Origin of the sequence: Parasphingorhabdus sp. (genome assembly GCF_048269915.1) — a bacterium.
GTDB lineage: Bacteria > Pseudomonadota > Alphaproteobacteria > Sphingomonadales > Sphingomonadaceae > Parasphingorhabdus.
The window spans coordinates 742,025-760,285 of sequence record NZ_JBLWTY010000001.1; the positions used below are offsets into that span (position 1 = coordinate 742,025).

The 18,261-nt window shown below is 53.1% G+C and carries 14 protein-coding genes and 1 pseudogene; 2 read left to right on the forward strand and 13 right to left on the reverse strand.

What is annotated here, in order from left to right:
* Positions 1-2 precede the first annotated feature (2 nt).
* The 10 genes and pseudogenes from ACN0WX_RS03520 to ACN0WX_RS03565 form a co-directional block, all read right to left on the reverse strand.
* Positions 3-764, reverse strand: a complete 762-nt coding sequence (locus ACN0WX_RS03520; RefSeq protein WP_417620889.1) for a class I SAM-dependent methyltransferase — start codon at positions 762-764, stop codon at positions 3-5.
* Between the two features lie 95 nt (positions 765-859).
* Positions 860-2,155 carry a nucleotide sugar dehydrogenase gene (locus tag ACN0WX_RS03525; protein ID WP_417620890.1) on the reverse strand — a complete coding sequence of 432 codons (1,296 nt, stop codon included), beginning with the start codon at positions 2,153-2,155 and terminating at the stop codon, positions 860-862.
* Between the two features lie 104 nt (positions 2,156-2,259).
* Complete coding sequence (locus ACN0WX_RS03530) at positions 2,260-3,465, reverse strand: tetratricopeptide repeat protein (RefSeq protein WP_417620891.1); 1,206 nt, start codon at positions 3,463-3,465, stop codon at positions 2,260-2,262.
* Positions 3,465-4,685 carry a polysaccharide biosynthesis tyrosine autokinase gene (locus tag ACN0WX_RS03535; protein WP_417621196.1) on the reverse strand — a complete coding sequence of 407 codons (1,221 nt, stop codon included), beginning with the start codon at positions 4,683-4,685 and terminating at the stop codon, positions 3,465-3,467. Before ACN0WX_RS03535 ends, ACN0WX_RS03530 begins: the two co-directional genes overlap by 1 nt.
* 684 nt (positions 4,686-5,369) lie before the next feature.
* A pseudogene (locus ACN0WX_RS03540) lies at positions 5,370-5,675 on the reverse strand (Wzz/FepE/Etk N-terminal domain-containing protein); the annotation flags it as partial.
* Between the two features lie 18 nt (positions 5,676-5,693).
* Positions 5,694-6,413 carry a polysaccharide biosynthesis/export family protein gene (locus ACN0WX_RS03545; protein WP_417620892.1) on the reverse strand — a complete coding sequence of 240 codons (720 nt, stop codon included), beginning with the start codon at positions 6,411-6,413 and terminating at the stop codon, positions 5,694-5,696.
* Between the two features lie 110 nt (positions 6,414-6,523).
* Positions 6,524-7,942 carry an O-antigen ligase family protein gene (locus ACN0WX_RS03550; RefSeq protein WP_417620893.1) on the reverse strand — a complete coding sequence of 473 codons (1,419 nt, stop codon included), beginning with the start codon at positions 7,940-7,942 and terminating at the stop codon, positions 6,524-6,526.
* 376 nt (positions 7,943-8,318) lie between these two features.
* A complete protein-coding gene (locus ACN0WX_RS03555) occupies positions 8,319-9,134 on the reverse strand; it encodes a TIGR03084 family metal-binding protein (RefSeq protein WP_417620894.1) in 816 nt (271 codons plus the stop codon).
* A complete protein-coding gene (locus tag ACN0WX_RS03560; protein ID WP_417620895.1) occupies positions 9,131-10,960 on the reverse strand; it encodes an acyclic terpene utilization AtuA family protein in 1,830 nt (609 codons plus the stop codon). Before ACN0WX_RS03560 ends, ACN0WX_RS03555 begins: the two co-directional genes overlap by 4 nt.
* 5 nt (positions 10,961-10,965) lie before the next feature.
* Positions 10,966-11,346 (reverse strand): VOC family protein, encoded by a 381-nt coding sequence (locus tag ACN0WX_RS03565; RefSeq protein ID WP_417620896.1) that lies wholly within the window; start codon positions 11,344-11,346, stop codon positions 10,966-10,968.
* A 126-nt stretch (positions 11,347-11,472) separates the two neighbouring features.
* On the opposite strand from ACN0WX_RS03565, the gene ACN0WX_RS03570 reads away from it, so the two are divergent.
* Positions 11,473-12,246, forward strand: coding sequence for an SDR family NAD(P)-dependent oxidoreductase (locus tag ACN0WX_RS03570; protein WP_417620897.1), 774 nt, complete (start codon positions 11,473-11,475; stop codon positions 12,244-12,246).
* Positions 12,247-12,333: 87 nt separating this feature from the next.
* Here ACN0WX_RS03570 and ACN0WX_RS03575 read toward each other — a convergent pair whose 3' ends face one another.
* The 3 genes from ACN0WX_RS03575 to ACN0WX_RS03585 all read right to left on the reverse strand — a co-directional run bounded on the left by ACN0WX_RS03575 (position 12,334) and on the right by ACN0WX_RS03585 (position 16,116).
* Positions 12,334-13,323 (reverse strand): HupE/UreJ family protein, encoded by a 990-nt coding sequence (locus ACN0WX_RS03575; RefSeq protein ID WP_417620898.1) that lies wholly within the window; start codon positions 13,321-13,323, stop codon positions 12,334-12,336.
* On the reverse strand, positions 13,320-14,135 hold the full coding sequence (locus ACN0WX_RS03580) for a peptidyl-prolyl cis-trans isomerase (protein WP_417620899.1): 816 nt from the start codon (positions 14,133-14,135) through the stop codon (positions 13,320-13,322). The genes ACN0WX_RS03575 and ACN0WX_RS03580 overlap by 4 nt, the downstream gene beginning before the upstream one ends.
* 91 nt (positions 14,136-14,226) lie before the next feature.
* On the reverse strand, positions 14,227-16,116 hold the full coding sequence (locus ACN0WX_RS03585; RefSeq protein WP_417620900.1) for a DUF3604 domain-containing protein: 1,890 nt from the start codon (positions 16,114-16,116) through the stop codon (positions 14,227-14,229).
* Between the two features lie 268 nt (positions 16,117-16,384).
* Here ACN0WX_RS03585 and ACN0WX_RS03590 point away from each other — a divergent pair, with 268 nt between their 5' ends.
* Positions 16,385-18,214, forward strand: coding sequence for a DUF885 domain-containing protein (locus ACN0WX_RS03590; protein WP_417620901.1), 1,830 nt, complete (start codon positions 16,385-16,387; stop codon positions 18,212-18,214).
* The last annotated feature ends 47 nt before the right edge of the window (positions 18,215-18,261 follow it).

An 18,261-nucleotide genomic window follows, 5' to 3' on the forward strand; every position in this document is an offset into this window, starting at 1 on the left:
ATCTAGTCTAGCACCGCGAAACCGATATAGGGGTCAAAATCGAGACGTTCGATACGCAGCCGCCGCTGCGCATGTGTTTCGAGCATTGCCAATGTCTCGCCTGGCCACAAAGGATTGTCCAGCTCATCAAATGCGAGAACAGCTCCCTTTGGCATCCGCGGCAGAAAATGTTCAAGAGCGACCTTTGTTGGCTCATAAAGATCGAAATCGAGAAATAGCAACGAGACCACAAGATGTGGATTTTTCTCAATAAAATCAGGTATTGTGTTGGTCGCATCGCCTTTGATGAAGTTGACTTTGTTTACATGCCCAAGAAAGCGCGATGAATCATAAATATCGACCAATGAAGTCAGCTCGCCCAATACGTCGGCTGCCAAATCGCCCTTTTTGACATGGCCGGAATGTTGCGATTTATCGCTTTCACTTACCGATGGAAAGCCTTCGAAAGTATCAAAGCCATAAATGCGTCTGGTAAGGTTAACAGGTTCAAGAATGGCTGAAAACTTCGCCCAGCTCATCGTTCCAAAGCCGTGATTGACGCCGCATTCGACGATTGAGCCTTTAACTGGCTTGATCAGTTTGAAAATTTCGTACAGCGCAAGAAAACGAGTTAGATTCTGGCGGCGTACATATTTGGGGAAATTTTCCATCTTCGTTTCCCACGATTCCGGACTTTGATGGAAGATATCTTCATTCCGCTTTCCCTCCTCGCTTTCTGCCGAAGTACGCAGGCCTCCTGATACATTAACGGTCCCATTGCTCATTTGATGCTCCGTTCAGTTAGACCGAAGGCCTGGATTCAACCTGACGTTCGATAATATTGTGGTTTATTGAAACAAGAAACTAAAGTAAAATATCCTCAAAGCGCAACTAATCGATTGTCCGGGGGTATATCCGCATTTCGAAACAAGCCCTTTAAATCCATGATTACCGGCTTGCCGCTACACAGCTCGGACAGTGCGTTCAACCCCATTTCAGCAAAAGCGGAATGGGCAACGCTTACCAGAACGGCATCATAATTTTCTTTCATCGGTTCGACCAATTCTTTGCCGATCAATTTTTTCGCCTCATTTGCATCTGCCCATGGATCCGCAACATCAACCTTACAGCCAATTTGTTGCAGTTCGGCGATGATATCGACAACCCGCGTGTTCCTGACGTCCGGGCAGTTTTCCTTGAACGTTAGTCCCAATATCAAAATGCGGGCGTCCTTGATCAGAATGTCATTGTCGATCAACGCACGAATCAGCCGGTTGGCGACATAAGCACCCATGCCATCGTTAACCTTGCGTCCCGACATCATCACCTCCGGGTGATAGCCGAGCGATTGAGCCTTGCTCGCCAGATAGTAAGGATCCACACCGATACAGTGGCCGCCGACCAAGCCGGGTCTGAAGGGTAGAAAATTCCATTTGGTGCCGGCCGCTTCCAGAACGTCCAGTGTGTCAATATCCATCAAATCAAACATGACGGCAAATTCATTTACCAGAGCGATGTTTACGTCACGCTGGGTGTTTTCGATAACTTTGGCGGCCTCGGCAACTTTGATTGAGGGAGCCAGATGTGTACCGGCGGTGATTATCTTTCGATAAATATTATCAACTTTTCGTCCAATTTCCGGTGTGGAGCCAGAGGTTATCTTCATTATTGAAGGCAGTCGGCGTTCTTTGTCTCCAGGATTTACACGTTCAGGGCTATATCCGATGAAAAATCCCTCGTTCATCTTTAGGCCAGAGACTTCTTCCAGCACAGGAACACATTCTTCTTCAGTGGCACCGGGGAACACAGTACTCTCATAAATAACCAGATCACCCTCGGACAATAGAGAGCCGACATTGCGCGAGGCTTCTCGAAGCGGGGTAAGGTCGGGTCGTTTATAACTATCAATTGGTGTTGGAACGGTAATGATATAGACGTTACAAGATGCCAGGTCGTCGGCGTTGTTAGTAAATTGCAATAGTTTGGCATCTGCCAGCTCCATCGCGGATGATTCAAGCGTATTATCTATACCGTTACGCAACTCGGATATTCGCTTTTCGTCCAAGTCAAAGCCGACAGTCGGCCAATGTTTGCCAAACTCCAGAGCAAGAGGCAGCCCCACATACCCGATGCCAATAATAGCTATGTGTAAATCCTTCAATTCATTCATATCCATTGAATCATCCTGTGTTCTTTGATTATCGCAAGTGAAGGAAGGGAAGGCAGGGGATGCAATTCACTATATCCAATAACTAGTTTAGTGCAATCAAGCTGTTATGCTCAACTCTTCTTTTGAACGGCAATTTGGCGGATCGACAGATCAATGCCCTCGCCCTGACCATTATCCATGACGCTAACTTCTATCCAGAAAAACTCACATGGGTTCGGAGGTACAGCAAAACTCTCGTCAATATTCGACGTTTGGATGAGCTTTTCAAGCACGACATCCTTTGGCATGAGTTTCTCCGCGCAACGAATAACCACTTTCCAGAGAGGCTTTGTGGGACCTTCCAGATCGGTAGATTTAACAGTTAGGCCATACAAGCCACTGTCCATGCGAAATAGCTGACGAGCTACCAAGCCTTGCGTCTTTGGCAATGCGCTAACAAGAAGGGCACCTGAGCTGTCGTCAATAACCGCGCCATATTCGCCAGATGAAAATATCTCCCAGTCGAAAGGCGGGTATTCTGAAGATTCTCCGAATGACTGATTTTGAAGTGCCGCTTTGGAGTTGGAAGGCCTGGTCGTTGTCAAAGCGGTAAAAAATTTATGTGCTTGCTCCCACTTTCCATTGGCAACCAGCAGCTTGATAATGGCTGCATCATTATCGGCTGGGTTGGCCATGCCATCCTTCTGTTGAGCCATCCTCAGAAGGCTTGCGTTTTCAATTGAATCGGGGCTTCGCGCAAGCCGGTGCCAGAAGTCCGGTGCCCATGGCGGGTTTAGTGATAGCATCTGCTTAAATGGATCGATCGCCTTCTTCTCCGTTAAAGCTTGCGCCATCAACGGAAACAGGAGGTTTGCACTCTCGGCATTTGTGCGTAGCGCCAGATCATAATAATGCAGGACTGATTTCAAATCGCCCTTTTCGCCATAGTCAGTCACGAACCACATGTTCGCGACCCTGTCTCTTTTGGTTAGTCGAACCGTATTTTGCATAAGTTTTCTGGCATCGTTTTCTCGCTCCCTACTCGCGAGGACAAAGGCCATGAAACGGACTGCTTGATAAGCCGTCGGTTCATGCTGGAATGCGGTCTTGGCCAGGGTCAGGCTTGAGGCGTCAAAACTTCCCGGCACAATGCCATTATTTTCAATGATTTCCTGCTGGAGGATAACCTGCGTTTGCGATGCCAAAACCAGACCATTTTGCGAACCCATTGCGATTGCGGCCGCAGGGTTTTTATTTTTGGCGACGCCGCTAACGGCAGAAAAGGCGGCCAGGCCAGCAATCACAAATGAAAGAACCCAAATTATAAGGGACCTCATTAGCTTTTTTCATCCCGCTTTCCATAATGGTATCCGTAGCCATGCCCGTCGTCATAGCCATAAGCACTGTTGCGTGAATCGAGTTTTGTTACAATCGCGCCAAACACCCGTGCGCCTGTTGATTGCACTCGATCCAATGCAGTCTGGATAGTTCGCATTTTCGCCCCATTGGCCTGAACAACATATAGCACTCCTTCTACTGCCCTAGACAGAAGAGGAACGTCCGCAATAGCCAAAACCGGCGGAGCGTCGACAATGACATGATCATATTTGCTATTCAGCTCTGCTATTAGAGCAGAAAATCTATTGCCACTCAGCAACTCTGCGGCATTTGGCGGCGTCGGTCCGGCGGGCATGATCGAGAGGCTCGCATTTTCCGTCGGGAGGATCAGGTCATCCAGATTGTCATAACCCACCAGATAATTGCTCAGTCCTCGCTCGTTGGCTTCTTCAGTTATCATGTGGATGGACGGATTGCGCATATCCGCGTCCAGCAGAAGAACATGCTTGTGGGTTCGGGCCAATGCAGATGCCAGAGCAAAGGCTGAGGTGCTCTTTCCTTCGTTGGGCTGCGTGCTCGTCAGCAGAAAGGATTTTGGTGCGCCATTTTCGGTCAGAAATGATAAATTTGTTGCGATTGAAAAATAGGCCTCGGAAGGCATGGATTTTTTATCTTTCAGCGCGTGAATCAGATCCACATTTTGCGCGTCGGGAACGGACCCTAGTGGGGCGAGACCAAGCACCGTTTTTGCGTCTGAAGGATCTTTCAGACTCTGGTCAAGCTGTTCTCTCAGCAAGACGTAGGCAGCAGCAGATCCAATGCCGAATAATAGGGACAAGGCAAGGTTGAGTGCTAATTTAGGGCTGGATGGATCGCTGGGAAGTTTTGCTTTGTCGACAATCGCAACATTGTTGTTGCCAACGCCCGCAACACCAATTTCTTTATATCGCTGCAACAGGCCGTCATAAAGCTCCCGATTGGTGTCCACTTCACGTTGATAGATGTTATACTGAATTGAATCACTACGCTGACGGCCATATTGCCCTTTCAGTTCAGCAACTTTTTCACGTAAATCCTGCTCCTGCCGGAGAGCACGATTATAATCTTCGCGGGTGGTTGATCTAGCGCGCGCGTCTTCCGAAGCAATGCTGCTATCGAGAGCATTTAATTGGGAGGTAAGGGCTTTGACCGCAGGATATTCCGATTCAAACTGGGTCAACAGCTTGGCCCTTTCCGATGCTATTTCAGCGCGTTTCTGGCGCAGGCCATTCGCAGCCAGGCTCGACAGGTTATTGTTGTTGTCAGCTCGCTGGTTTCCGAGCGCGCTAGCCGCTGCGATTCTCTCAGCTGTCGCTTGCGAAAGGGCTGTGTTCAGGGCCTCGAGGTCAGCAGAAACGAGCGTCCGGCCAGATGTGGTTCGGCCGGATGCATCCTGATTGGAGGACAGTGATACAATCGCCTTTTGCGATGCATAGTTCACAAGCCGTCTTTCGGATTCTTCAAGCCGTTCGCGCAACTGGGCCAACCGTGTCTCCAAGAATTTTCTGGCATCCGCAGTTGAAGCGAAACGTCGATCAAGATTGGATTCAATAAACTGGTCAACCCAGGCATTTGCAACCTTCGCTGACAATGCCGCATCGGGGCTAGTATATTTTATATCGACCAGACTAGAGCCGCGAATAGGGGCAATGGTGATGTTGTCCAACAGGATTTGCGAAGCCAGTTTCAACCGCTGCTCTCGCTCGGCAGCGCTGAGCGTAGCATTTTTTCGTTCGCTGATGATATTATCGCCCTGAACAGAGACGTCGTTAATCTCAAAAAACCTATCATCCGAAGAAAGGCCCAATTTTCGAGCGACGCGCTCGGCCAGAGATTCGACCTGCAGCAATGCATATTGCGTCTGATAAAATTCCAGGGTTTGACCTGCATCATCTGGCTGGACGCCCTCGACATTGGTGACGTTGTCTTGCTTCCGGTTGATCTCGATACGGGATTCGGCGGTGTATAGCGGCGTCGTCAGCAGTGTTACGATGAGACCAGCAATCAAAAATGCTGCGACGATTGCTCCTATGGCGAGCAAATGCGTTTTGAGGGCGTTTGAATATTTTTCAAAAAGGGATATCGTGTTCACCCGTAAACCTTCTTTGGAAATTTGTCCCGCAACGCCGTCGATATTGATCGTCTCACCGGATGTAAACTCTGAGTTCATAGATAAAAACCTAAATATTTATCGGGTGAGAAGGATGAGAGGTGCGGTGATTAAAGCCGAGCCGGCAATAACGTCTTTCAACAGACGTCTTGCCTGCGAATCGCCGACGACTATTACATCGTTCGCGAATACTTCCGGGTCAGAATAATTTCCGCGCCGGACTGCTTTAAGATTATAGACACCGGCCATTTGCTGCCCGTCGACATTCCTGAAAATGATAACATCCTGTAACTTTGCGAATTCCCCTGCGCCGCCGGCAGTCGCAACCGCGCGCATTAACGTCATCCGACCGATCACGGGATAGAGGCCCGGTCGATTCACTTGGCCATCAACCGTGATTACTTGGCTCACCGTCTCTTCCAGATTGACGGTAACTTGAGGATTTCGAACAAACCGGTCACGCAATCGCTGTTCGATTACAGATGCCAGTTCGCCAGGGGTTTTTCCGGAAGCTTCAATGACGCCGATCAGCGGAAAGGACAAGCGGCCACTTGCATCAATCTGAACGCTTTTATTCAACTCTTCGATTCCGAAAACATCTATTTTGAGCTTGTCGAATGGTCCGATCAAATATGGGCGGGTGCTCGCGGCCAGATCGCCGCGCGAGGGGACAGGGAGGTCCTGGGATTCGACGACACTGATATTCGAACCAAGTCCGACAGGGCTGGTTGAAGCACAGGACGATACGGTCGTTAACGCAAACAATGCAAAAACCCACCGACAAAATGTTTTTGTCATATACTCCATCCCGATACTTTTCGAACTCATCCTAGGCGGACTGTCGCTTACAGCATCCCTTTCTGAGGGTAAACCATAAACATATATGAACGAATGGCCTAACTGAGCGACTAAGCTTTCACGCTTCTGGCACCGCTTTTCTTGCGCCTTCCTGCTGCTAGTATGGCGCATGAAACGGAAAACAAAAGCATTACACTCGGGACACGCATGGGATAGTCAACCAAGCTTGCAACAATGCAGGCCAAAATGATAAAAAGAGCCATGACTTCTCTGGCATGAGAATTTCTAGCCCGATTTTTGACCACAAGCGCGGTCTTTCGGGCGAGCCATATTAGAAGAACCAAAACCAGGATTGTGGCCGGCAGGCCTCCTTCAATTACAATTTGCAGCCAATCGTTATGTGCTTGGTTGAGATAACGTGGATTGAGCAGCTCCATTTTTTCGAATTGCGGATAAACACGCTCAAACGACCCAAAACCAGAGCCAAATGGAAAATATGCCCAGCTCATATCAATTAGTACAGGCAGCAATTTTGCACGAAGGCCCTCCAACGGACTTTGCGACACCAGTTGATCAAGGGCTGCAGATCTCGAAAAGACCACCGCCAGGGCAATCATAAAAATTGAACCCATCGCGCCGACCGCCCAAATAACCTTATGAATTCCTTTGCTTCCAATGCGGTGCAAACCGCCTAGCGGTGTCGAAGCTACAGCAATTGATCTGCTGAAAAGATAAAAGACCGTCACCAATGCGGCAGCCCCAAGCAACAGACCGGCTCTTGAACCTGCGACAAATATCAAAGGTATCAATGCCATCAATGATAATATTGATAGCAGTAATTTCCATTTGGTGGACGGATCGTCGAACGGAAGCCGCGACATAAACCATCCCAGCATGACCAATGTACATACCAGCACCAGAGCGTGATGATTCTGGTTTGCAAAAAGGCCGACCGGTTGGCCGACATTGGTTACTTTGTATAAAAAGAATATACTGTCATCCGGTCCGACAACCTGAAGAAAGCCAAAGGCCGCGCTCACCAATCCAGCGCCCATCAAAACAAATATTATAGCCCGCTGATACTTCGCGGATTGGATAGCGAAAAGCAACATTGCAGCGAGAGGCACGAATAGCGAAAACAGGCTATTCCATGTCTTGGACGGTGATAGCGATAATGGCCGCGAAAATTCACCCATTTCGGCTACCTTAGCGATTTCGATATATATTTCACGTTGCGGCAATTGGCTCCACACTGAGAATGGCAAGGGGACCAATTGCGCCAGCATCAGCATCATCAAAAGCACTAGCAAGGCAAAAGGGAGGCCGAGCCTTTTCAGTTGGTCCTTGTTGATTCCCGTCAGCGCATAAGCGCAAAACAGGACTGCAACCGGACGCAAGATAACAAGCGATTCAATATCATCCCGAGAACCGCCACCCATGAAAAAAACCACGAAAATGAATATAGTGAAAGCGGCAAATCGGCCTCTTTCTGAATAAAGATGGTCGGCGAATAATTTACCTTTTGACATCAGTTACCTAACTCAACAAATCATCATAGAGAGAACTTAGAAATTATCTGTCCAGCAGTCCGCCAGATTATATTACATTAATATTGTCGAGGCTTGATCGTATGACAGCGGTATACACAGTTTCGAGGCGTTAGAGAATTATGGTGAGCAATCCAAATAGATATTGCTTGAATTTCCGAATTCTTGCGCCGGATTGTCAAAAATGATCGGCCTCAACATAATGTTGGACTGGAGCCCATGCGACTTGATGATCGGCAAAACGCCTTGTGACCAGAGGAGCTGCGTCAACGACAATACGCCCTAGTCGATACTCGCCGCGATCCCCATCTTTATCGCCAATCACGCCGCTGGCATCGCCTAGCAATGCTAAAAATACCTAGCCGATCACTCTCCGCCGCACACCTTTCGCCGGCGGTGTTTCCGGTGCGCCAGCGAAACATTGGGCGATTTCCATCCATTGGCGGGCGGTATCGCCAGCCGTCTCCAGCGCCGTATCGTCAATATTGCGGGTCTGGGTCACGACCTGGGCAAATTCGACTGCATTGCCGCGCACCAGATTGTCGTCCTGCGGATCATTCCATTCCCAGATTGCACCTGATGGTGCGGTCAGCTGGACGAAGGGTTTCGGTGCGGGCGGTTCAAGGCGGCGGTTGCGGAAGGTCCAGCCATAGGTAGTCACGCCGAGATGCGCGATATTGCGGACGCGGTCACCGTCTTTGCGCTCCTCGCCCAATATGTCGAATATCTCCTGCCCGTGCGACCAGGTTTCCATCTGCCGCGCGATGATCTTTGAGCGCGTGGTCATGTCGGGTCCGGCCCAGGCCACGCGGGCTTCGGGGTCGGCCTCGCCGTAGGCGGCGGCCAGTTTTGGATAATAATCGCAATAGGCGTCAAACAGGGCCCTGCCGCGTATTCCGCCGGCATGTTCGTCAATCCATTCATATTGCGCTTCAACGTGATTTTTCCCGGCCTTGAATGCGCCCATGATGTTGCTGAGGAACCGCTGGAAGGCCTGCGGTTCCTGGAGCGTCATCAGGGCTGCGAGGTTCCAGATATGCAAATGACCGATGACGTCCTCGATCGTCCAGTTCTTGAACTGGGTAACCGTGGACAATAGATCATCATCCGCATGGGCGAGCAGGGTGGCCAGCGTGTCGCTTTCGTCTTTAAAATCCTGGGCTTCCTGCATCATCGAGATTGTCCTTTTTGATCATCTAGCTTTTCCGCCAGTGCAGCCGGTATCAAAACCGGATGGGCGAGCAATATCTGGCCATAGCCCTTGCCCTGAGCATCATTTCTGATGCTCGCCACACCGCCGCCGCCAAGCACCGCATCGATCAGGAAGTTGATCGCGTTGGAGCCAGGCAGAAAATATTCTTCCACTTTAGCGGCATTGGCCCCGCCTTCGATAAAATGGCCGAAACGTTGTGCCACGGATTCAGGCGTCAAAGCCGCCCAGATAAAGGGCAGATAGGCCGGGTCACGCGCGATCACCCCGATATTGGCCTTGTTGCCCTTGTCGCCGGAGCGGGCCCAGGCCAGCTGAACCAAGGGCACCGTGACCCCGCTATCCTGCTCGTCCGGCGCTTGCGGAGGCTGAGGGCGTTCGATGGCGGCGATATCGAACGCCGCGCCTTCCATATCCGCAAATGCGATCTTCTTACCATCGACATCAATCTGGATAGCCAAAGCGTTTTTCGGTGTCAGATAGGAAAACAGCCGCACGACAGGAGAGGGTTTGGCGCGGGCACCGGAAAAACCACTCAGCCCCGGTGGTGTCGCGAGGCCCAGTCCGGTTAGCTCGCGTAACAATATTCCGATTGCCGCCGCCTCGCTATGTTTGGCGGCGATTTTTGCGACCACTTCGCGGGGCTTGCAGTCGGTTGCAAATGCTCCGAACTGGCTTTCCGCACCGATGATCTCGACACTGGTTTCGCTATAGTCTCCGAGATTGTGACCGCGCACGATCCGGCTGGCGCGGGCAAAGACATTGTCACAGAATTTCTGCGCCTTGCGGGCAGCGTCAAAACCGTAAAAACTGACATAGGTTCCGCCCCGATATCCGTCGCCATAGGTCAGGCAGGTTTTATAATGGTCGGATGCCGGATAACCTTTTGCCGGCGAAACCTGCACCGTGTCAGGCCCTGTTTGAACAATTTCGACTTGCGAAAAATCGCAAGCCACGTCGGGCAGGATATAGGCCTGTGGATCCCCGATTTCATAGAGCATTTGCTCCGAAACCGTGCCGACCGTGACACAGCCTCCGGTTCCTTCGGGCTTGGTGACTGTGAACGATCCATCGGCTGAGACCGCGCCGACAGGATAACCGATATTGGCAATATCGCCAGCCTCTTCCCAGTCGGTAAAATTGCCGCCAGTCGCCTGCGGACCGCACTCGAGTATATGTCCTGCCAGACTGCCGCTGGCGAGCAGATCATAGTCGCTCGCGGACCAGCCAAATTCATGGATGCAGGCACCGAGAGTCACCGCGCTGTCGACGCAGCGCCCGGTGATTACGATATCCGCGCCTTCCGCCAGCGCCCGGGCGATTGGAAAGGCCCCGAGATAGGCGTTGATGCTGGCGATTTTATCCTTGTCCGGAAAGGCTGCGCCGGTGAACATTTCGGTCGGGGCCGCGGCGGCGATGGCATCCCTCTCGGCCAGCAGATTGTCGCCGGTAATCACCGCAACCTTGAGGTCCAGCCCCAGCGCCTTGATCAAGGCCTGCGCCGCTTCGCCGCAGGATGCAGGATTGACACCGCCCGCATTGGCAATGACTTTTACCCCTTGCTCGGCAATCGTCCGGGCGTGGGGTTTCAGGACAGCGCTGATGAAATCGCCAGCATAGCCTGCCGCCGGATCTTTTGCGTGAGCCCGAGCCATGATCGACATCGTGATTTCGGCGAGATAGTCATAAACCAGATAATCGACGCCGGCACCGAGCAGCTGCGGCGTAGCCATCGCGCTTTCACCCCAGTATCCGCTGGCACCGCCGATGCGGATAGTCCTGTCTGTCATTTATCTCAATCCATGCGGTGCAGGGCGCACAGCTTGTTGCCGTCGGGATCGCGCAGATAGGCGAGATAGAGATTCATCCCCGGATTCTCTCTGACGCCCGGCGGGTCTTCAATCGCGGTGCCGCCGGCTTCCAGGCCAGCCTTGTGCCATGCATCAGCCTGATCGGGACTTTCCATGGCAAATCCAATGGTCATGCCATTACCACAGGTTGCCTCTGCACCGTCAATCGGTGGTGTGACCATGAAAATTCCGTCATTATGCACGTAAACCAGCCGACCTTTTGGATCGACCATCGCTTCCCTGCCACCGACGCTTTTGAACAAGTTGTCATAGAATTTTTTCGAGCGGTCCATATCATTGGATCCGACCATCATGTGACTGTACATTTTTCTCTCCTTTGTTCCGGGCCAGGCGTTTGGGAGCGCCATGGCCCGCAGGCAATCTTGCCCTTGTTCTAGCCGGTTTGCATCTTTAAGCGAGTGATTAATTTATTCAAGCGGGACAAGATCAAAATGGATTTGAAAGACAAGATTATCGTCATCACCGGCGGCGCCAGCGGCATAGGGGCAGCCATGGCGCGCCGGTTCGCAGCAGAAGGCGCAAAGAAAATCATCTGTGCTGACCGTGATCTTGTCGGCGCACAGGCGGTTGCGGATGAAATTGGTGGTGTTGCGATCAAAACCGATGTGTCGCTGGCAGAGGATATTCGCAATTTAATCGAAACGGTCGAATCCGACATCGGCCCGATCGATCTGTTTGTTTCCAATGCCGGCATCATAACCAGTGGCGGTGTCGAAGTGGATGATGCGGTTTGGCAGAATTTCTGGGAAATCAACGTTCTGTCCCACATTCAGGCTGCAAGGATATTGGTGCCCAAGATGCTGGCGCGTGGCGGTGGCTATTTGCTCAACACAGCATCGGCGGCCGGGCTGCTGGCGCAAATTGGCTCTGCGCCGTATTCGGTGACCAAACATGCTGCGGTGAGCTTTGCCGAATGGCTCGCCATTACCCATGGTGCGGAAGGGTTGAAGGTTTCTGTTCTATGTCCGCAAGGAGTCGACACACCGATGATCGCGGGCGTCGATACGGCCACGGTCGCCAAGGATGGCATCATGAGCGCGGAGCGGGTTGTTGATATTTGTGTCGAGGCGATTGGAGACGAACGCTTCCTGATTCTGCCCCATTCGGAAGTCAGCGAGTATGTCAGGCAAAAGGGGGCCGATCCCGAACGCTGGATTTCCGGTATGCAGCGCTGGCAGGCGATGCTGGCGGATCAGGCTTCCTGAACGCCCAGCGAATTCGCAGACTATCGTGTCGAAGGGGCGCGCGCTTTGCTGCAGTTATCGCTGCAGGGTCGCACTTCCCAACCCGGTTCAGGCAAGCATGCGTTCGATAAACCAGTAGGTTGCGATAATCCCGATGCCATAGGCCGTGGCGGTTTTGGTTGGCCGGACCCAGCTCAACTTGAATTGCCGGAGCCCGTGCAGTATCGCCAGTGCAATCGCTACAATGGTCAGCTGGCCGATTTCGACACCGAGGTTGAATGTCAGCAAAGCCAGGGGAACGTCGCCTTCCGGCAAGCCTATTTCGGCAAGGGCGCCGGCAAAACCGAAGCCGTGGAGCAGGCCGAACAGAAAGGCCACGATCCACGGGAACCGCTCCGAGAGCCGAAGATCATCCGGTCTGGCTTTCACGACCTCGACGGCCAGAAAGACGATCGACAGCGCGATAACGGCTTCAACCGGTTGTGACGGCAGCGATAGCCAGCCGAGCGTCGTTCCAATCAATGTCAGGCTATGTGCGACTGTGAAAGCGGTTACGGTCTTGGCCACGAGCCACCCCCCCTTGAGCAACAAGACAAGCGCCAACACGAAAAACAGATGATCAAACCCCAGCAAGATATGCTCGATGCCAAGGATCGTATAGGTCGCCGCGACATTGGAGATTACCGACGGCGTGGCCAGGATGGCCGAGGGCTGATCCGGGGTCAGGCGGAGAGTCTGCATGGCGCTGTCCATCGGGGCGATGCGAACCAATGCATCGGTGGATGATAACGCCAGGCCCTTGAGCCCTATAGTCTGACCCTGCAATGATCCATTGCATTGCAGCGCGAGACGGGTGAGAATATTGCTGCCAGCGAATTCGCGCTGTCGCTCGCCTTCAATCACGCAATTGTCCGGTATTTTGATTACTCCGCTGCGGCCAAGGCGCGAGTTGGCCGAGGCCTTCCACAGCAGCGACCATTGGCCGGGCGTTTGTTCAGTCATTTCAATATAGGCCGGGCGCAGTTCGTCGGCTCTGGCATTTGTGGGCCACAGAACGAGGCCCAGCAAAATCCACAGGGCGGCGCGCCAGCAGGTCATGGTCGATCAGCAACCGTGATGTCATATTGCGCCCGATATCGGGAAAGGGTTTTTTCCTTCTGTACAGTCTGCCGGGCTGCACGCCAGTCGTTCGTCACCCGTTGTCGTATATCATCGAGCTTGGCCGTTTTGCCGGGAACTTTTGCGGTGATTTTGACTGCATGGTTGCCAAAACCCGAGCGGACCGGACCGCGCCAAGTGCCAGTCTGGAGGCTCTCTAATTGTTCGGCAAAACGATCACCAAACTGGCGCGTAATCTGTGCGGAACTGGCACGCGCGAGAGAGGGGGGAAGAGACAGGGATTGTGCATAAGCGGAGGGTGCAGCCCCCTTATTCAGTCGATCGATCCGGTCGCGGGCCTCTTCCGCGCTGATTTGGCCAAGATAGATTTGGTCGAAATCATAGAGTGGCGACAGGGTATATTTGCCGGGATTCTTGGCCATCCAATCCTGCAGGTTGGCATCTGTTGGTGCGGAATTTTCCGTTTCATCGCCATCGACAAAGCGCATTTTCGTGAAAAGCCTGCGCCGAATGACGGGATCATTCTTGTCCAGCCCCAGCCGTAAGGCTTCGCGATAATAGATTTCCTCGGTAATCTCCTGGTCAATCAGGCCATCGAGTTCAGCCTGGGTTGGTGCGCGGCGAAAATTCTGTATCCAGTCCGAGTTCAGCCTGGCAATATCCGATTCATCGATGCTGATCTGATAGTCCGCCGGGTCACGTCCCGTGCCAGTGGCCCAGAAAAAAGCGAAAATGAGCAGCGCGCCGCCGAGAAAATGGACCAGTGGTTCTCGGAAAAACTTGTTCGACATATGATGTGTAACCCATGATGATCAGCCGCAGCCTGTCAAACCATTGCGGCGATGGTTGGACAATTGGCTCCTGCCGAACGTGAAGACCGAACTACGCTGCCGGCGTATACCAGATCGGCGAGCTATAGGCGCGTTCCTGTTGAATCTTGATGACGGAATCGGGCAGCGTCAGGTTGAATTTCAGCGCATCATAAACCGGCCAGGTCGGAGTCGGAATTTCCAGTACGCGGACATAATAGAAGGCGTGCTGTGTGGCGTCGAAATCCGGATCCTGCCAAAAGGTCACCAGCTCTGGTGCACCGGTGGCGTTATCCCAGGTGCCCTTGGTCAAATCGACCGTATTGGGTACCGGACTCAGTTTGCCATCCGCTCCCAGCTTGCGTGTCTCGGTATCGCTCCAGCTGACATTGTAGATTTTTTCCTGGCTTTCGCCGGTCGCGTCGACCCATCCCTTGACCACCTGAATGCGATCCAGACTGGCGCTTTCCGGATCCATCAGCGCGCTGATCAGGAACTTCGGTGCTGCACCGCCGTCGCCGTTCAGGTCTCCACCCATCGGTACGCCTTTGGCATAGCCGCTTTTGACCAGATCATCGGTGTCGTCCGCGGTAAAATCAAAACCGCCAAAGAAACGGACCTGCATACGCGGACCGGTTGTCGCGTAAACCTCGCGGCGCATCATGGCGTCGAAAATGGCCTCCCGCGTGTTGCTGGTCGCCCAGACGGCCGCATAGCCACTGGAGAGATAATGCCAGCCGAACCGGCCTTCCCGCGTTCCCAGATTTTGTGGTTCCAGCGCGCGATCCTTGTTATTCGCCTCGTTGGCGCTGTGCTTGCCAAAGAAATTATTCTCGTCCGCAGTTGCCAGCGACGTATGGCTGTCGGTCGAACCGATCATGCCGAATTTGAAGGGATTGGCACCCACCGCAAGAGTCAGTTCCAGACCGCGTTTCAGCGCTTCGCGGGCATAGCTGCCAGCGTAGCTTTCGGGCGGCATATCTTTCGTGCAGCTCAAATTGCATTTGTCCCAGCCGGCGACGCCGAAATCAGCGAACTCGTCATTGGGCGAAAGAAATGGATGGGCCTCGCTGTCACCCTTGATCTGGGTAACCTCGACGATCGGTTCGCGCAGCGCCCGGGTTTTTACATAAGCGGCATCAATCGGACTGCCGTCAAATTTGTTCATCGCGAACATCCGGCCGTTGGACACATTGCTATTGTGCGGGATGGCCAGCACCTTGCCGCCGGTTTTTTTCTCATAGGCGTCCATATAGGCCCAGAGCTTTTCCGGGTCCTGTGAACCCAGCGCGCCATAAGGAATAGTATCGCCCATTTTTTTCGGACTGTCGCGGAACATCACAACCCGGTGAAGATTGTCGCCATCCGGCATCGGCGTATATTCAAAACCCATGAAGGCCGTGAATTTTCCCGGCTCGTTATACTGGTCTATGGTTTCTCCGTGTTTTTCCCAGAGGTCCGTGGTGCGTTTTTTCGTTTCCGCGGGGTCGGTCAGCGACTTCGGCAATGTATTTTTTGCCGCGCCGTCGATAAGCTCGGCGGTCACCCGCAACGAGCCCTCATCGCTCTCGTTCATCATGTCATGCCAGCGGAGCAGGAATTTGTTGGTGAGCAGAGCAATACGCGGCGCCTCCATGATCGCTTTGGTCGCGCCCATTGCATCGCTGTGATCGGCAATCACCAGAAAATCGAGCGGGCGCGACAATTTTGCCTTGGCACCTTTGGTTGCGGTGACTTCTTCGCCGCGGGCAAATCTCAGGGCCGCCTGGGCGTCCAGCCTGTTGCCAAAGCCGAATGCGTCGATGCTATTGTCTGTATGCAGATGGGTGTCGCCCCAGAATACTTGCTCGGGATAGGCGGTGTCGGTGACTTTTGCGCTGTCATTGTCGTCATCCTTCACCTTCGAGCAGCCCGACAAGGCTAAAGCAGCCGTACAGGCCACCAACAGCAGTGGTTTGCGCATATTATATCTCCCCATCCCGATTGATGGAAACTATCCCGCTCGCGGCCCGGGCGCAATAGCCGCCCCATTTGCCCAGGCCGTCGTAGCGTCAGCGGCTTCACCGGGTATGTTCCGGAAAGATGCCCTTGGCTATATTGTGGTCCCGTGCGCGCCTGATCTGGCCCGCTTTGTCTTTCGTTACCCGCTGCCGGCTAGCGGGTTTGTGCAAATGAAAACGGGATGATAGGTCCGGGGGGGAATCCGCATCAGAAATAAAGGAAGATTTGGGATGAAATATTTATTGCTCACCGCCGCGTCGGCTCTCGTTGTCGGCTGTGCCGCCGTTCAGCCTGTCAGTCAGGCGCAAGCTGACCCGGTTGCTGCCCCTGTTTCAGCCCAGGCCGAGCAGGATGTCGACGCGCACCTCTCCTCGTTCTTCAAAGACTATGATGATCGGGAACTTTCCCACTCTCCCTTGTCCAAATCCTATCGCGGGATTCGGGATGGCGATTATGGGCAATGGGATGATCCGAGTGAAGCCGCCGAGATCGCGAACTATGAACGCGGTCAGGCAGCGCTTGCCGCAATGGAAGCAGATTTCGACAAAGGCCAGCTCAATGACGCCAGCCAGCTGAGCTATCGCCTGTTCCAGGCGCGGGCAGAACGGGCGCGAAAGGCCTTTCCGTTCCGCCGCAACCATTATATTTTTGATCAGATGAACGGCGCGCAAAGTCAGATTCCGGCCTTCATGATCAACATCCACCGGGTGGCCAATCAATCCGATGCCGAAGCCTATGTCGAACGCCTTGCCGGTGCCGGAACGATGATCGAGTCGCTGGTTGCCCAGTCGGCCGAGCGGGCTGATGACGGGATCATCGTGCCCGATTGGGTTTTCCCTTATGTGATCAGCGATGCAAAAAATGTGATCAGCGGCGCGCCGTTCGGCGAGGGCGCGGATTCGCCTGTTTATGCAGATCTGAAAAAGAAGGTGGGCGCGCTGGACATTCCGGATGCAGAGAAGGCCGACCTTATTGCGCGGGGAAAAAAGGCGCTGACCGGTAGCCTGAAGCCCGCCTATGAGAAACTGATTGGCGAAATGGAGCGCCAGCAGGCGATGGCGGTTGACGGCGATGGTATCTGGCGATTCAAGGACGGACCGGCTTATTATGCCGAGCGTCTGCAAAATTATACCACCACAGACTTGTCGGCTGACGAAATCCACCAGATCGGCCTCGACAATGTTGCGCGCATTCACGGTGAAATGCGAAAAATAATGGAGAAAGTGGGTTTCAAAGGGAGCTTGCGGGAATTTTTCACGCATCTCAGAACCGGTGATCAATATTTTTTCACCAGTCGGGAAGATTATCTGGCGGAAGCCCGTACCAAGCTTGGCGCCATGGAACAGAAACTGCCCGAGTTTTTCAATACGCTGCCGAAAGCACCGTTGGTGATCAAGCCGGTCGAGGCCTTTCGCGAAAAATCGGCTGGCAAGGCCTTTTACCAGCGTCCTGCACCAGATGGTTCGCGGCCAGGCACCTATTATGTCAATCTCTATGATTTGAAGAGCATGTCCAAGACAGAGCTCGAGGCGCTGGCTTATCACGAGGGGTTGCCCGGGCATCATTTGCAACTGGCGATCCAGACCGAACTGGGTGATCTGCCCGCGTTCCGGAAATTCGGCGGTGTCACAGCCTATTCCGAGGGCTGGGGTCTTTATACGGAAGAGCTTGGCAAGGACATGGGCTTTTATCAGGATCCCTATAGCGATTTTGGCCGGCTCGGGATGGAGTTGTGGCGGGCCTGCCGCCTGGTGGTTGACACGGGCATCCACCACAAGCGCTGGAGCCGCGAAGAAGCAATTCAGTATCTCACGGAGAATACGCCCAATCCGGAAGGCGATATTCGCAAGGCGATTGAGCGCTATATTGTCTATCCGGGACAGGCCACGGCCTATATGATTGGCAAGCTGAAAATTCTTGAGCTACGGGCACGGGCGCAGGATGCCCTCGGTGACACATTCACTATGGGCGATTTTCATGACGTGATTCTGAAAAGTGGTCCGGTACCGCTCGATATCATGGAAGAGCGGGTCGATGCGTGGATCGAGGCTGGTCGGTGAGGCGCACCGTCAATCGGCGACCATGTCCTAAATTGTCAAAGAGTCGG

Coding starts and splice junctions, on each gene's coding strand:
- ACN0WX_RS03520 (WP_417620889.1), bottom strand. CDS start 764: ATGAGCAATGGGACCGTTAATGTATCAGGAGGCCTGCGTACTTCGGCA.
- ACN0WX_RS03525 (WP_417620890.1), bottom strand. CDS start 2,155: ATGGATATGAATGAATTGAAGGATTTACACATAGCTATTATTGGCATC.
- ACN0WX_RS03530 (WP_417620891.1), bottom strand. CDS start 3,465: ATGAGGTCCCTTATAATTTGGGTTCTTTCATTTGTGATTGCTGGCCTG.
- ACN0WX_RS03545 (WP_417620892.1), bottom strand. CDS start 6,413: ATGACAAAAACATTTTGTCGGTGGGTTTTTGCATTGTTTGCGTTAACG.
- ACN0WX_RS03550 (WP_417620893.1), bottom strand. CDS start 7,942: ATGTCAAAAGGTAAATTATTCGCCGACCATCTTTATTCAGAAAGAGGC.
- ACN0WX_RS03555 (WP_417620894.1), bottom strand. CDS start 9,134: ATGATGCAGGAAGCCCAGGATTTTAAAGACGAAAGCGACACGCTGGCC.
- ACN0WX_RS03560 (WP_417620895.1), bottom strand. CDS start 10,960: ATGACAGACAGGACTATCCGCATCGGCGGTGCCAGCGGATACTGGGGT.
- ACN0WX_RS03565 (WP_417620896.1), bottom strand. CDS start 11,346: ATGTACAGTCACATGATGGTCGGATCCAATGATATGGACCGCTCGAAA.
- ACN0WX_RS03570 (WP_417620897.1), top strand. CDS start 11,473: ATGGATTTGAAAGACAAGATTATCGTCATCACCGGCGGCGCCAGCGGC.
- ACN0WX_RS03575 (WP_417620898.1), bottom strand. CDS start 13,323: ATGACCTGCTGGCGCGCCGCCCTGTGGATTTTGCTGGGCCTCGTTCTG.
- ACN0WX_RS03580 (WP_417620899.1), bottom strand. CDS start 14,135: ATGTCGAACAAGTTTTTCCGAGAACCACTGGTCCATTTTCTCGGCGGC.
- ACN0WX_RS03585 (WP_417620900.1), bottom strand. CDS start 16,116: ATGCGCAAACCACTGCTGTTGGTGGCCTGTACGGCTGCTTTAGCCTTG.
- ACN0WX_RS03590 (WP_417620901.1), top strand. CDS start 16,385: ATGAAATATTTATTGCTCACCGCCGCGTCGGCTCTCGTTGTCGGCTGT.